The 13,641-nt window shown below is 64.8% G+C and carries 13 protein-coding genes and 1 tRNA gene; 9 read left to right on the top strand and 5 right to left on the bottom strand.

The features are described 5' to 3' along the window. Positions 1-86: 86 nt before the first annotated feature. The gene (locus AC3A4H_RS03710) at positions 87-1,046 is read left to right on the top strand and encodes an NAD-dependent epimerase/dehydratase family protein (protein WP_487765470.1); all 960 of its coding nucleotides are present in this window, start codon (positions 87-89) and stop codon (positions 1,044-1,046) included. Here the strand turns inward: AC3A4H_RS03710 and AC3A4H_RS03705 are convergent. Together AC3A4H_RS03705 and AC3A4H_RS03700 are read right to left on the bottom strand one after the other, a co-directional pair. Beyond that, complete coding sequence (locus tag AC3A4H_RS03705; RefSeq protein ID WP_487765888.1) at positions 1,043-1,600, bottom strand: sugar transferase; 558 nt, start codon at positions 1,598-1,600, stop codon at positions 1,043-1,045. The two genes, AC3A4H_RS03710 and AC3A4H_RS03705, sit on opposite strands and share 4 nt — an antisense overlap. 184 nt (positions 1,601-1,784) lie before the next feature. After that, positions 1,785-1,858 (bottom strand) — tRNA-Gly (locus AC3A4H_RS03700). Positions 1,859-2,005: 147 nt separating this feature from the next. Here AC3A4H_RS03700 and AC3A4H_RS03695 point away from each other — a divergent pair. Together AC3A4H_RS03695 and AC3A4H_RS03690 are read left to right on the top strand one after the other, a co-directional pair. After that, positions 2,006-2,269 (top strand): DUF6460 domain-containing protein, encoded by a 264-nt coding sequence (locus tag AC3A4H_RS03695; RefSeq protein ID WP_487765469.1) that lies wholly within the window; start codon positions 2,006-2,008, stop codon positions 2,267-2,269. Positions 2,270-2,377: 108 nt separating this feature from the next. After that, positions 2,378-3,724: an MATE family efflux transporter gene (locus AC3A4H_RS03690; protein ID WP_487765468.1), complete on the top strand. Its 1,347-nt coding sequence runs from the start codon at positions 2,378-2,380 to the stop codon at positions 3,722-3,724. 21 nt (positions 3,725-3,745) lie between these two features. On the opposite strand, the gene AC3A4H_RS03685 is transcribed toward AC3A4H_RS03690, so the two are convergent. Together AC3A4H_RS03685 and AC3A4H_RS03680 are read right to left on the bottom strand one after the other, a co-directional pair. Then, on the bottom strand, positions 3,746-4,834 hold the full coding sequence (locus AC3A4H_RS03685; RefSeq protein ID WP_487765467.1) for a quinone-dependent dihydroorotate dehydrogenase: 1,089 nt from the start codon (positions 4,832-4,834) through the stop codon (positions 3,746-3,748). Beyond that, positions 4,834-5,181, bottom strand: coding sequence for a DUF952 domain-containing protein (locus AC3A4H_RS03680; RefSeq protein ID WP_487765466.1), 348 nt, complete (start codon positions 5,179-5,181; stop codon positions 4,834-4,836). Before AC3A4H_RS03680 ends, AC3A4H_RS03685 begins: the two co-directional genes overlap by 1 nt. Positions 5,182-5,263: 82 nt before the next feature. On the opposite strand from AC3A4H_RS03680, the gene AC3A4H_RS03675 reads away from it, so the two are divergent. The 3 genes from AC3A4H_RS03675 to AC3A4H_RS03665 all read left to right on the top strand — a co-directional run bounded on the left by AC3A4H_RS03675 (position 5,264) and on the right by AC3A4H_RS03665 (position 7,646). Next, complete coding sequence (locus AC3A4H_RS03675) at positions 5,264-5,704, top strand: hypothetical protein (RefSeq protein WP_487765465.1); 441 nt, start codon at positions 5,264-5,266, stop codon at positions 5,702-5,704. A gap of 245 nt (positions 5,705-5,949) precedes the next feature. Beyond that, positions 5,950-6,369, top strand: a complete 420-nt coding sequence (mscL, locus tag AC3A4H_RS03670) for a large conductance mechanosensitive channel protein MscL (protein ID WP_487765464.1) — start codon at positions 5,950-5,952, stop codon at positions 6,367-6,369. Between the two features lie 110 nt (positions 6,370-6,479). After that, positions 6,480-7,646 (top strand): pyridoxal phosphate-dependent aminotransferase, encoded by a 1,167-nt coding sequence (locus AC3A4H_RS03665; protein WP_487765463.1) that lies wholly within the window; start codon positions 6,480-6,482, stop codon positions 7,644-7,646. 21 nt (positions 7,647-7,667) lie between these two features. Here AC3A4H_RS03665 and hemA read toward each other — a convergent pair whose 3' ends face one another. After that, a complete protein-coding gene (gene hemA, locus AC3A4H_RS03660; protein ID WP_487765462.1) occupies positions 7,668-8,945 on the bottom strand; it encodes a 5-aminolevulinate synthase in 1,278 nt (425 codons plus the stop codon). 233 nt (positions 8,946-9,178) lie between these two features. Here hemA and galE point away from each other — a divergent pair, with 233 nt between their 5' ends. The 3 genes from galE (at position 9,179) to AC3A4H_RS03645 (ending at position 13,520) form a co-directional block, all read left to right on the top strand. Further along, positions 9,179-10,177: a UDP-glucose 4-epimerase GalE gene (gene galE, locus AC3A4H_RS03655; RefSeq protein ID WP_487765461.1), complete on the top strand. Its 999-nt coding sequence runs from the start codon at positions 9,179-9,181 to the stop codon at positions 10,175-10,177. Positions 10,178-10,425: 248 nt separating this feature from the next. After that, entirely contained in the window at positions 10,426-11,883 is a 1,458-nt protein-coding gene (gene hydA, locus AC3A4H_RS03650) for a dihydropyrimidinase (protein WP_487765460.1), read from the top strand. 236 nt (positions 11,884-12,119) lie between these two features. Next, positions 12,120-13,520, top strand: coding sequence for a virulence factor family protein (locus AC3A4H_RS03645; protein WP_487765459.1), 1,401 nt, complete (start codon positions 12,120-12,122; stop codon positions 13,518-13,520). Positions 13,521-13,641: the final 121 nt, after the last annotated feature.

The following is a 13,641-nucleotide window of genomic DNA, read 5'->3' as shown; positions in this document are numbered from 1 at the left end:
CACCGGGTATTCAATGGCAGGCATTCTTGCCCCAACCTGGCAAGCGCCATACCAGCGCATGCCGGGCCGGCTGAGGCGGAACTGTCTTGACCAGGATTCTGGTCACAGGTTCGAGCGGCTTCGTCGGCGGTCACCTGCTGAGCAGGCTGGCCGAGGATGGGCACGATATCGCCATTGCGACACGATCGCCGCTCGCGAATACCGCCGGCCGGCCTGAGACGATCGTCGTCGGCGGCCTCGGCCCGCACACCGATTGGAGCAGCGCCTTGCGCGGCTGCGACGCGGTAATCCATCTGGCGGCGCAAGTGCCGGGTCGGGGCGTCACGCCGGGCGATTTCGACAAGGTCAACAATCTCGGCACCGCCTGTCTCACCGAACAGGCGTTCGAAGCCGGGGTGAAGCTGTTCGTCCACTTGTCCAGCGCGCTTGCGGTGGCCGACAATTCGAGCGACGCGCCGGTGTCTGGCGATACCCCGTTGCGCGGTCCTGGCAACCCTTACGGCCTGTCCAAGCTGGCTGCCGAATCCCACGTGGCAGGCTTTTCGCGGCAAGGTCGCGTCGGCATCTCGATCCGGGCGCCGCTGGTCTATGGCTGGAACGCCAAGGGCAACTGGGCCCTGCTGCAGCGGCTGGCGGCTTCCGGACTGCCATTGCCCTTTGCGGCGGTTCGCAACCGCAGAAGCCTGATCGCCGTCGACAACCTCGCCGATGCCATTGCGACGGTGGTGAACGCTCCGCTCATCGATCAGGAGAGAGGCGGTGTCTACGCGGTAGCGGATTCCGGGGCCGTCAGCCTGGCTGAGTTGATCGGCTGGCTCCGGCAGGGCATGAAGCGCCCGCCTCGGCTGTGGGCTTTTCCCGAGAGCTGCTTGCAGGCGCTGTTGGGTGCAGCGGGGCAAGGCCGTGTCGCGCGCAGTCTTCTGGGCGACCTGGAGGTGGATTCCAGCCGCTTCCGCGCGGCGTTCCGGTGGGCGCCTCCGCTCACGGCGCGGGAAGCCATAAGTGCCTCTGCTGCGCTTTATCTTCTGGAACGACGGGGCGTCTAGCCGCGCAGCCTGTCGCCTCGGCCGGCCCCGCGGAAAACCGTGGCCCACAAAATTCGCAAGTCCACGGCGAGCGAGGCGGTCTCGGCATATTCGGCGTCGATCGCGGCTAGGCGCTTCGGGTCCGACATGTCGATGCCGCGTATCTGCGCAAGGCCGGTTATGCCGGGTCGTAGCGCGAGAAGCCCGTATTTGTCGCGTTCCCGAACAAGCTCGGTCTGCGTTGGCAGGCAGGGTCGGGGCCCGACGAAGCTCATTTCGCCGCGCAGCACGTTGTAGAGCTGGGGCAGTTCGTCCAGCTTGGTTCGGCGCAGGAAATGCCCCAGCGGCGTGACGAAGCTGACGGAGCCTTCATGCGACGGAACCTCGGGCGTCTCCACGTGCATCGTCCGGAGCTTGTGGCAGTAGAAAATCTTGCCGTTCCGCCCGACCCGGCGTTGCGAGAAGATGCCCGGTCCCGGTGAGGTCAGGCGGACCGCCAGCACCCCGAGGCCGATGACCGGCGCGAGCCCGCAGATGCCAACGATCGCGGCTAGAAGGTCGAAGCTCCGCTTCAGCACGGCCGGCGCCTGCAGAGAGTTTTTGCCAAAATGGTTCAATGCCATAGCCCCGGGCGAGAAAGACCGCCGCCCATTTGGCTTTGGATCGAGCCGATGTCAAAGCGCATGCCGCCGGAAATTGTGGGTATCGCGTGTGCCGCGCGCGGTCGCGAATTCGAAAAAAGTAGACCGCCAATGAGGCTGGAGCGGGTAGCGGGAATCGAACCCGCGCGTTCAGCTTGGGAAGCTGACAAGCTACCATTACATCATACCCGCATACCGCTTCGATTATCATGCACACGCGCCGCTGGGCAATCGCAAATCTTGGCTGGTTTGAATTTCTGTGGTCGGCACGGCTTGAACGGGGCGCCCAAACTTGCCTATTTGCGCGAGACGGCAACGCGAATCGCAGGAGGACGAACGATGTCCGAATTGACGCGCTTTCTCGGCGACACACCGCTTCGGATCTTCCTCAAGCTGGTCGTGATATCGTTTCTGGTGGGCATCGTGATGAGCTATTTCGGCTGGTCGCCCTATGACGTCGTCTACCAGGTCCGCGATTTCGTGGTGCACATCTGGAATCTCGGGTTCAAGACCATCGACCGCTTCATGGGCTATTTCCTGCTGGGTGCCGCCGTGGTCGTGCCGGTCTTCGTCGTCCTGCGGCTTTTGAGCTATCGGCGCTGAGCTTCGGCCACGGGCGGGTGACAGGATGCAGCCTCTCCTGACATCCGGCCCTTGCGTTCGCCCTGGCGGATACTGCACATCGGGTCGTCTCGCACTGAAAGAACCGACGTGGATCAGAACCGGTTGACGCAGAACGGCCCCACCGCATTCGAGGTAAGCAACCGGCGCGTGCTCGCCATCGCCATCCCGATGACGCTTGCCTACATCACCACTCCCATGCTCGGCGTGGTGGACACGGCCGTTGTGGGGCAATTCGGGGACGCTGCCTTGCTGGGCGGTCTGGCCGCCGGCGCGATCGTCTTCGACGTGGTGTTCACCAGCTTCAATTTCTTGCGCTCCGGCACCACCGGTCTCGTCGCCCAGGCCTTTGGCCGGGGAGATACGGGGCAAGAGCGGGCAGTGCTGCTGAGAGCCGGAGCCATCGCGCTGGCCTGCGGCCTTGCGCTCATCCTGCTGGCACCGCTTGTTGCCGCGCTGGGCGAGTGGTTCATGGCGGCCGAGCCGCGCGTCACCGCGGCCATGGGCACCTATATCCGCATCCGGCTGCTTTCGGCGCCCGCATCGCTTCTGAACTACGCCATGCTCGGCTACTTCCTGGGGCGCGGCGAGGCGGGGATGGGCCTGTTCCTGCAACTCGTGCTCAATGGCGTGAACATCGCGCTGTCCGTCCTGTTCGGCCTGCACTTCGGCTGGGGCATCGAAGGGGTCGCCTGGGGCACGGTCTGTGGCGAAGCGGTCGCGATGCTGCTTGCCCTAGCGATCGTCGCCCGCCGCTTTACGGCGATGCCCAAGATTGCTTGGCGCGAGATTTTCGAAGCAACTGCGATGCGCCGCATGCTGGCGCTCAACGGCGACATCATGATCCGCTCCTTCGTGCTGATGGGAGCGTTCACGCTGCTGACGCGCCAGGCTGCGCAGATTGGTACGCTGACGCTCGCCGCCAATGCGGTGCTGATGCATTTCTTCATGGTGTCGAGCTATTTCCTCGACGGCTTCGCCACCGCCGCCGAGCAACTGGCCGGCAGGGCGGTCGGCGCGCGCTATCTGCCGGCGTTCAGCCGCGCGGTCAAACTGACGTCGTTGTGGGGATTTGCACTCGCCGGCGTGGCGAGTGTCGTGGTGCTGCTGTTCGGCGAAAGGCTGATCGGCCTGGTCACCACCGCCGAGGCAGTGCAGGCCGAGGCCGCGATCTACCTGCCGTGGGCCGCCTTCACCGCACTTAGCGGCGTCATGGCCTTCCAGATGGACGGGGTTTTCATCGGTGCGACATGGTCGCGCGACATGCGCAACATGATGCTCTTGTCATTCGCGGCCTTTGTCGCATCGCTTGCGGTGTTCAGCCACTTTTTCGGCAATCATGGCCTTTGGGCGGCGCTGCACGTGTTTCTCATCGCGCGCGGCCTTAGCCTGCTGTCGATCGTGCCCAGGAACGTGCGCGCCACCTTTGCCGGCTGAGCACATCAGCCGGAAAAGTGGTCAGTCGAGCGTGCGGTCGGCCCAGTGGGCCAGGCGCGTGCCGCGTAGCTCGGTCAAGCTGTAAATACCTTCCGCCTCGGCGAAGCGGGCCATGCCTTCAACGATACGCGCCGGCATGGTCGGCCCGGCATAGATCATCCCGGTATAAAGCTGCACCAGGTCGGCGCCGGCGCGGATCTTCTCCAGCGCGTTGTCGCTCGAGTTCACGCCGCCCACACCGATGATCGCGACGTCAGGGCCGAGCAGCCGGCGCATCTTGGCCAGCACGATGGTAGAGCGCGCGAACAGCGGCTTGCCCGAGAGACCGCCGGTCTCATTGCGTTGCGAGCTGGCGAGGTGAGGGCGGGAGATGGTCGTGTTGGAAACGATCACGCCTTCCACGGCCTTTTCCGTCACCTCGGCCGCGATATCCTCCAGGTCGGCCTCGTGCAGATCGGGCGCGATCTTGAGGAAGATCGGCGTCTTGCGGCCAAGCCGCTCGGCTTCGGCATCGCGTGCGGCCACCACGCGGGAAAGCAGCTCGGCCAGGCTTTCGCGTGCCTGCATGTTGCGCAGGCCCGGCGTGTTGGGCGAGGAGATGTTGACCGTGAGGTAGCTGGCGTGGCGCGCAAAGCGCTTCACGCCAAGTTCGTAGTCGCCGGTGCGGTCGGCGCTGTCCTTGTTGGCGCCGATATTGACGCCGACGATGCCGGGGCGCCCGGCGCGGGCGGCAAGCCGTTGCTCGCAGCGCTCGTGGCCTTCATTGTTGAAGCCGAGGCGGTTGATCACGGCCTCGTCCTCGGTCAGGCGGAAGATGCGCGGCTTGGGGTTGCCTAGCTGGGCAAGCGGCGTCACCGTGCCGATTTCGGCGAAGCCGAAGCCCAGCCGCAGCAGCGCGTCGGGCACCTCGCCATTCTTGTCGTAGCCCGCCGCCATGCCGAGCGGATTGGGAAAATCGAGCCCGCAAACAGAAACACGCAGCCTGGGGCTGGACACCGCCTTGCCCGGCAGCGGAACGCCGCAACGCAGCGCCCTGATTGAAAGGCCGTGCGCCGTCTCGGGATCGAAGGTGAAGAGCAGGTTGCGGCCGAGCGTGTCGAAAAGGCTCATCACGCCTCCAGGGCCGGAAATACATGCGAGCCGCCCGCGTCCAGCGGCAGCGGCTTGACCCAGACGACCGCCTCAAGGTCCAGCGGCGCAAAAAGATGCGGAAACAGCGCCCCGCCGCGAGAAACCTCATATTTCAGCGCGGGACCAAGCCATGCCTCGTCAATGGCGACCAGCAGCAGGCCGTCCTGTCCCGCGAAATGCTTGGCCGCGGTTTCCCGCACCTGCTCGGCAGTGGAGAAGTGGATGAAGCCGTCGGCCACGTCCACCGGCGCGCCGGTGAAGGTGCCGCATGCCTCGGCCTCGCGCCAAAGCGCCTCTGGGCAAATTTTGTAGATGATCTGTCGCATGCGCGCCCTATAGTCCGAAAGCAGGAGCGGGGAAAGCACCGCCCGCCGCAAATTCCGGCGCAACTTGCGAATGGAGGAACCCATGCGTGCCACTGCCATCGCCCTTACGGCAATTCTCGTCACGCAGGCAGCCGGTGCCCATGCCGAGGAAGAGCGCTACCGGCTCGAGAAAACGGAAAAGGGCTACGTGCGGATGGACACGAAGACCGGCGCGATGTCGATCTGCGAGGACTATGGTGGCCAACTCGTCTGCAAGCTGGCGGCCGACGAGCGCGATGCCTATCAGGACCAGATCGAGCATCTGGAAAATTCACTGAAGGCGCTCGAAAATCGCGTTGCCGCGCTCGAGAACAGGGAGGCCGCGGCGCCCGCGCTTCCTACCGAAGAAGAGTTCGAGAAGGGCATGGGCTACATGGAGCGCTTCCTCCGCCGCCTCATGGGCGTGGTCAAGGATATCGAAAGGGAGGACAACCCCTCGGAGGAGCCTGAAGAAAACCCGCAGCCAACGCCGAACAAGACTTGAACTGGGCATAACCGCGGGTTCTTTCTTGCCGACCGTCGGCCGATAGGGGCGCGCTCAACCCGCAAGGCGAGCTGGGCGTGCTAAGTGCCTGTCACCAGACGCGAATGCGTCGTCCGATCCTGGCGCTCCTGTGTTGAATCATAATTCGCATTTTGCAATTCAGGGTTTTTGTTATGATGCCGCGCATCAGCCGGCGCCCGAGAGGCGGACATTACGGCGCGCGGCCGCATCATTGGGAGGGTTCAGTGCTCAAGGAATTTCAGGAATTCATTTCGAAGGGCAATGTGATCGACCTGGCGGTCGGTATCATCATCGGCGGCGCCTTCACCCTGATCGTCAATTCGCTGGTCGGCGATATCGTCATGCCGGTCGTAGGCACGATTTTCGGTGGCTTCGACTTTTCCAACTACTTCCTGCCGCTGTCCTCCAAGGTTACCGCGACCACGCTGGCCGAGGCCAAGAAGCAGGGCGCGGTGTTCGCCTATGGCAACTTCATCACGGTGCTGATCAACTTCCTGATTCTTGCCTTCATAATCTTCCTGATGGTCAAGGGCGTGAACACGTTGCGCCGCAGGCTGGTGGCCGAGAAGGCCGCCCAGCCGACCCCGCCGGCGCCCGAAGTCGTGCTGCTGACCGAAATCCGCGACCTGTTGTCGAAGAAATAGCGGTTGCTGGCGCAATGAAATTCGGAAAACCCCGGCCATTCTGGTCGGGGTTTTCTGTTTGATGGCAACGCCACCCCGCTGATTGGTTCCTATTGACGTCAGGATGCGACATGACCCTGCTTGAAAGTCTGCGACGCGAAGCCCGACTTGCACCGGAAAGCGGCATCTCCGCCGTTGCCGTCTATGGCCGCGGGCGCGAGGGCCTGATCCCGCTCTGGACCGGCGAGGGCGACATGCCCACTCCGGCCTTCATTTCCGACGCGGCCACGCAAGGCCTGCGCGACGGCGAAACCTTCTACACCTGGCAGCGCGGTATTCCTGAACTGCGCGAGGCGCTCGCCCGCTACCACCAGCGACATTTCGGGCGCCAGTTCGCGGCCGAGGAGTTTCTGGTAACCGGCGGCGGCATGCAGGCCATCCAGCTGGCACTCCAGGCTACTGCCGGAGCCGGCGACGAGGTCATTTATCTCACCCCCGCCTGGCCGAATTTTCCCGGTGCTGCGGGCGTTGCCGGCGCCCGCCCCGTGGCGGTGCGGCTCGACCTCTCGGACAACGGATGGTCCTGCGACGTGGGCAAGATCGAGGCCGCGATCACGCCGCGCACCAGGGCGATCTTCCTCAACAGCCCGTCCAACCCCACCGGCTGGACCGCCAGCATGGACGAATTGAAGGCAGTGCTCGATCTTGCCCGCCGGCATGGCCTCTGGATCATCGCCGACGAGATCTATGCCTTGTTCTACTACGGCGCCGTGCGCGCGCCCTCCTTCATGGACTTCATGGAAGACGAGGACCGCATCGTCTTCGTCAACACCTTCTCCAAGAACTGGGCCATGACCGGCTGGCGCATGGGCTGGCTGCGCGTGCATCCGTCGCTGCAACAGACCTTCGAAAACCTGATCCAGTATTCGACCTCGGGGGTCGCCCAGTTCATGCAGCGCGGTGGTATCGCCGCGCTGGAGCACGGCGACGGGTTCCTCGCCTCGCAGATAGAGCGGGCGCGGCAGGCGCGCGATCTCGTCTGCCGCATCCTAGGGGAAACCCGGCGCGCGCGGGTCATCGCCCCGCAGGGCGCATTCTATTTGTTCTTTACCATCGACGGCATCGAGGATTCGCGCAGTGCGGCCTTCGACATCATCGACCACGCCAATGTCGGGCTCGCGCCCGGCACGGCATTCGGGGAGGGGGGAGAGGCGTTTTTCAGGCTCTGCTTCCATCGCCGCCTCGACCAGCTCGAGGAGGCGGCGACACGCCTGGCGGATTGGATCCGCAAGCGCTGAGGCAAATTCAAGTGGGGCGGCTCAGCCGCCCGACTTGGGCACCAGCAGCGGGATGATCCGCTCGGTCTTGGCCACCGAAGGCTGGTCCGAGCTGCGGTAGGGAATGCCCAGCGCATCCCAGGTCTCGGTCAGCGCGTCCTTCAGCGTATCGATCAGCGCGTCGGTGTGGAGCGGGGTCGGCGTGATGCGCAGCCGCTCGGTGCCGCGCGGCACGGTCGGGTAGTTGATCGGCTGGATGTAGATGCCGTGCACGCCGAGCAGCCGATCGGACGCCATCTTGCACAACTCCGGGTCGCCTACCAGGATCGGGACGATGTGGGTTTCGGACGGCATTACCGGCAGGCCAGCCTCGGCAAGGACCCGCTTGGTCTGGGCTGCCTGGCGCTGCTGTGCGTCGCGCTCGGCCTGCGACGTCTTGAGGTGACGGATCGAGGTCGCCGAGGCGGCCGCGATCGCGGGCGGCAACGCGGTGGTGAAGATGAAGCCGGGCGCATAGGAGCGCACGGCATCGATAACGGCGCTGGGGCCGCTGATGTAGCCGCCCAGCGTGCCGAAGGCCTTGGCCAGCGTGCCCTCGATGATGTCGATGCGGTCCGCCAGCCCTTCGCGTTCGGTAATGCCGCCGCCGCGCGCGCCGTACATGCCCACCGCATGGACCTCGTCGATATAGGTCATGGCGTTGTACTTCTCGGCGAGATCCGCGATCTCGGCGATGCGCGCGATGTCGCCGTCCATCGAATAGACCGACTCGAACACGATCAGTTTGGCGCGCTCGCGGCCCGCCGCCTGCAGCAGGCTCTCCAGATGCGCAACGTCGTTGTGGCGGAAGATCTTCTTCTCGGCGCCCGAGCGGCGCACGCCCTCGATCATGGATGCGTGGTTCAGTTCGTCCGACAGAATCAGGCAGTTGGGAAGCAGCCGGCCGATGGTCGAGATCGACGCTTCGTTGGAAACGAAGCCGGAGGTGAACACCAGCGCCGATTCCTTCCGGTGAAGATCGGCGAGCTCGAGTTCCAGTTCCACCAGCGGATGGTTGGTGCCCGAGATGTTGCGTGTGCCGCCGGCGCCGGAGCCCATCTGCCCGGCGGTCTGCTGGAAGGCGCCGATCACGCTGGGGTGCTGGCCCATGCCGAGATAGTCGTTCGAGCACCACACGGTGATTTCCTGGGTCTGCCCGTTGGCGCGCCAGATCGCGCGCGGAAACGACCCCGCGATCCTCTCCAGGTTGGCGAACACGCGATAGCGCCGCTCGGCGTGAAGCTGGTCGATCGCCTCTTCGAAAAATCGCTGATAGTTCATTATGGCTTCCCGGGATTTTCGTCGATCATAATCGCGACGCGTTTTTCAGTCCATTCCACGAAGACGGTCAAAATGCCACGCCGCCTTTGGTCGATATAGGGGCGCAAGCCGCTGCTTCCTTGATTCAGATCAAGGGAGGCTCTTCCCCGCCTCGGACGCATCTGGACGATGGCGTTGAGACGTGATTTCCAATATGCCGTGGTCGGACTTGGACGACGATGAGGGACTGGACGATGACCGTATTGGTGACTGGCGGCGCCGGATATATCGGCAGCCACATGGTGTGGGAACTGCTGGACGCTGGCGAGAAGGTGGTCGTCGTCGACCGCCTTTCGACGGGGTTTGACTGGGCGGTGGCGCCCGAAGCTACGCTGATTGTCGGGGACATCGGTGATGCCAACCTCGTCCGCGGGGTGATCCGCGATCATGGCGTGGATGCCATCATCCATTTCGCCGGTTCGATCGTGGTGCCGGAATCGGTCGCCGATCCGCTGGCCTATTACGAGAACAACACTTCCAAGACCCGCACCCTGGTGGAAACCGCGGTGAGAGAAGGGGTGAAGCACTTCATCTTCTCCTCCACGGCGGCTGTCTATGGCGCTGCAGGGCTGGAACCCGTGCGCGAGGACGCGCGGCTGGCGCCCGAATCGCCCTATGGCCTGTCCAAGCTGATGAGCGAATGGATGCTGCGCGATGCGGCCGCAGCCCACGACCTGCGCTACACCGCGCTGCGCTACTTCAACGTCGCAGGTGCCGACCCCAAGGGCCGAACCGGCCAGTCCACGCCGGGCGCCACCCATCTGATCAAGGTTGCGTGCCAGACTGCGCAGGGCAAGCGCGCTTCCATGCAGGTTTTCGGTACCGACTACGCGACGCCGGACGGCACCTGCGTGCGCGACTACATTCATGTCAGCGATCTGGCGCATGCTCATTACCTTGCCTTGCAGCGGCTTCGCGCCGGAGAGGGCAACCTGGTCGCCAATTGCGGCTACGGCCATGGCTATTCGGTACTGGAGGTCATCGAGGCTGTGCGCCGGGTTCATGGCGCCGCGTTCGAAGTCACGATGGGCGGCCGGCGGCCGGGCGATGCCGATGCCGTCGTCGCCAATTCCGACCTGGCCCGCCGCGAACTCGGCTGGCGGCCGAAGCATGACGATCTCGACGCAATCGTGGCGGATGCCCTTGGCTGGGAAAGAATCCTTGCCGGCAAGAACTCGTCCAACGCCGGCTAGGACTGCCGAGAAAACCCACACTCTCCTGTTCTTCCTCCACTTGCCCGCGCGAGCCTTCCGCTTCCGCGGCCGGCTGGCCGCGCCAATAAAAGGCTCTTTGCGGCGGCCGGAAAGTCGCTAAGGTGGCCCAATAAATAGCGTGCCGGCGGCTATTACAGCCGCGCCGAAACACGCCACCTTGAAGACAACGGCAGCCTGCACGGGGAACACGCAGCGACTGCCGGCACAGGAAAAGGAAGGAGACCGCAATGTCGAAAGTGATCAAGGGCGGCACGATCGTCGCCGCCGACAGGACCTACGAGGCCGACATCCTGATCGAGGGCGAGCGCATCTCGGCGATCGGCAAGGGGCTTTCCGGCGACACCGTGATCGACGCCGAAGGCACCTACATCATGCCGGGCGGCATCGATCCGCACACCCATCTGGAAATGCCCTTCATGGGCACCACTGCCGCCGAAACCTGGGAGAGCGGCACCTTCGCGGCGCTCTCGGGCGGCACCACCATGGTGGTCGACTTCGTCATCCCCGGCGCGGATGGCATGCTGGCGGCGCTGGAGGAGTGGGAGGCGCGCGCCACGCGCCAGGCTTCCTCGGACTATTCCTATCACATGTGCGTCACCGGCTGGTCGGAGCAGGTCTTCTCCGACATGGCCAAGGTGGTGGACCGCGGCATCAACACCTTCAAGCACTTCATGGCCTACAAGGGCGCGCTGATGGTGAACGACGACGAGATGTTCGCCTCCTTCCAGCGCTGCGCAGCCCTTGGCGCGCTGCCGCTGGTGCATGCCGAGAACGGCGACATCGTGGCGGCCCTGCAGCAGAAATACATCGACTCCGGCGTGCCCGGACCCGAGGCGCACGCCTATTCGCGCCCGCCCGAGGTTGAGGGCGAGGCCACCAACCGCGCCATCATGATCGCCGACGCCGCCGGCGTGCCGGTCTATATCGTGCATGTCTCCTGCGAGCAGAGCCACGAGGCGATCCGGCGCGCGCGCCAGAAGGGCATGCGCGTCTTTGGCGAGCCGCTGATCCAGCACCTGACGCTGGACGAGAGCGAATACCAGAACCGCGACTGGATGCATGCCGCCCGCCGAGTGATGTCGCCGCCGTTCCGCAACAAGCTCCATCAGGACAGCCTCTGGGCGGGTCTTGCCGCCGGGTCGCTGCAGGTGGTGGCCACCGACCACGCCGCCTTCACCAGCGAGCAGAAGACGCTCGGCCTCGACGACTTCCGCAAGATCCCCAACGGCACCGGCGGGCTCGAGGACCGCATGCCCGTGCTGTGGACGCGGGGCGTGGAGACAGGCCGGCTGACGATGAACGAATTCGTGGCTGCCACTTCCACCAATATCGCCCAGATACTCAACATCTATCCGCAGAAGGGTGCGATCCTGCCCGGCTCCGACGCCGACCTGGTGGTGTGGGACCCGAAGCTGTCCAAGACGATCTCTGCCGCCAACCAGAAGTCGATCATCGACTACAACGTGTTCGAGGGCGTCAAGGTCAACGGCCTGCCGCGCTACACGCTGTCGCGCGGCGACGTGGTGTGGACGCACGGGCAGAACGACCAGCCGCAGCCCGGCCGCGGCAAGTTCGTCAAGCGCCGGCCCTTTGCTGCAGTCAACCAGGCGCTTTCGAAGTGGAAGGAGATCACGGCACCGCGCGCGGTCACCCGCTCGGCCGAGCACATGCCGATCGGCGTTTGAGCGCCCGCAACCCGTGAGCCACGCCCGGCAATTGGCTTGCCGGGCGGCAGACCCCCAGCGGTCAAATCCGTGGATCGTTTACGGCCGGCGGCCCCGCGTCATATTGCCGGCCATTTTGCAGGCTCAAGGTGCCGCACGCTCCGGCACGGGCCTCGCCCTAAGAAGCCGACCGGCCGTTCGCCGGCCTGCGGCAAACCGGAACGCATTGCCACCCACCCGTCGGGGGGATCTTGCAAGTGAAGCGTTTTCTGGGGTTCGTGCTCATCTCGCTTTGCCTTCTCTTGATCGAGGGCTCGGTTCCCAATGCGCGCTTCGGCGAGGGCCTTCTGGCCGAGCCCCGCATCCTTCTCCCTGAAAAGACGCCGGGCAGCACCGTCTTCGTTTTTTCCGATGCGGCCGGTTGGTCGGCAGCAGATGACGATTTCGCGCAGCGCCTCACCAAGTCCGGCGCGATCGTCGTGGGCATCGACCTGCCGCAATATCTCCGTGCGATAGACGACGTGCGGGACGACTGCGCCTATCTCGTCTCGGACATAGAGAGCCTCAGCCACCGCATCCAGCGCGCCGTCAACGCGCCCAGCTACAGCCCGCCCATCCTTGCTGGGACCGGGCAGGGCGGCGGGCTGGTCATGGCAATCGCAGCGCAGACGCCTGCCGACACGGTGGGCCACACGGTCGCGGTCGACCCATCCGCCAGCGTGCCGCTGACCAAGACGCTGTGCAGCGGCGCACCTCGCAATGCCACGCCGCAGGGCATCGTCTACGGCCTCGCCGAAGGCGACCTGCCCAATCCGATCGATGTCAGCTTCACCGCCGAGGCTTCTGCCGAGGGGCGCAGGCACATCGACGACCTGCGAGCCCAAGGCTTCGGCATCACCGTCCGCGACGCCCCGGTGTCGCCGCATGCGGCGCTGGAGGCGGCGGTCACCTCGCTTGTCGGCTCTCTTCCCCCCGCGGCCGGCGACATGCCCATCGTCACGCTGCCTGCAAAGCCGGCCCATGACACCATGGCCATCGTCTTCTCCGGCGACGGCGGCTGGCGCGACCTCGACAAGGCCATCGCCGGCATCCTGCAGCAAAGGGGCGTGCCGACCGTCGGGGTGGATTCGCTGCGCTATTTCTGGACCGCGCGCACGCCCCAGGAGATGGCGCAGGACCTGCACGAACTCATTTCCGGTTTTGGCCAGCGGTGGAAGGTCCGGCACGTTCTGCTGATTGGCTACTCCTTCGGCGCCGACATATTGCCTGCGGCCTTCAATGCGCTGGACTCGGCCGACCGGGAGCGGGTCAGCCAGCTTTCCCTGCTGGGCTTCTCGCACAGCGCCTCCTTTGAGATTTCGGTGGCGGGCTGGCTGGGCACATCCGGACCGGATGCCGTGCCCACCATGCCGGAGCTGGAGAGGATCGATCCCGCGCTGGTGCAATGCATCTACGGCGAGGAGGAAGACGACACGGCCTGTCCCGAGCTCGCCGGCCGGAAAGTCGAGGTCGTCAAGACCTCGGGCGGCCACCATTTCAACGGCGACTATGCCGCCCTGGCCGACAAGATCATCTCCGGCCTGACCCGCCGGCTGGACAAGAAGGTACCGGCCGCGCCAGCCCTGCTTCCCGTCTCGGAGACGACGGCTGGGAATTAAATCTTCGTAATGTGCCGGAAAACCCTAATTCGAGGCCGTTCGACGCCCTAACTAGCATGATGGGAAAGATCCGTGGCGGATGCGCAGACCGAATGCGGGTCCGGGCGGCGTCTAGCAGACG

Source organism: Pseudaminobacter sp. Soil_N_29 (assembly GCF_057656055.1).
The sequence above is the reverse complement of the archived record's forward strand: the minus strand, read 5'-3'. Positions and strand labels throughout refer to the sequence as shown.

Coding starts and splice junctions, on each gene's coding strand:
- AC3A4H_RS03695 (WP_487765469.1), top strand. CDS start 2,006: ATGTCCGAATTGACGCGCTTTCTCGGCGACACACCGCTTCGGATCTTC.
- AC3A4H_RS03675 (WP_487765465.1), top strand. CDS start 5,264: ATGCGTGCCACTGCCATCGCCCTTACGGCAATTCTCGTCACGCAGGCA.
- AC3A4H_RS03685 (WP_487765467.1), bottom strand. CDS start 4,834: ATGAGCCTTTTCGACACGCTCGGCCGCAACCTGCTCTTCACCTTCGAT.
- hydA (WP_487765460.1), top strand. CDS start 10,426: ATGTCGAAAGTGATCAAGGGCGGCACGATCGTCGCCGCCGACAGGACC.
- AC3A4H_RS03680 (WP_487765466.1), bottom strand. CDS start 5,181: ATGCGACAGATCATCTACAAAATTTGCCCAGAGGCGCTTTGGCGCGAG.
- AC3A4H_RS03665 (WP_487765463.1), top strand. CDS start 6,480: ATGACCCTGCTTGAAAGTCTGCGACGCGAAGCCCGACTTGCACCGGAA.
- galE (WP_487765461.1), top strand. CDS start 9,179: ATGACCGTATTGGTGACTGGCGGCGCCGGATATATCGGCAGCCACATG.
- hemA (WP_487765462.1), bottom strand. CDS start 8,945: ATGAACTATCAGCGATTTTTCGAAGAGGCGATCGACCAGCTTCACGCC.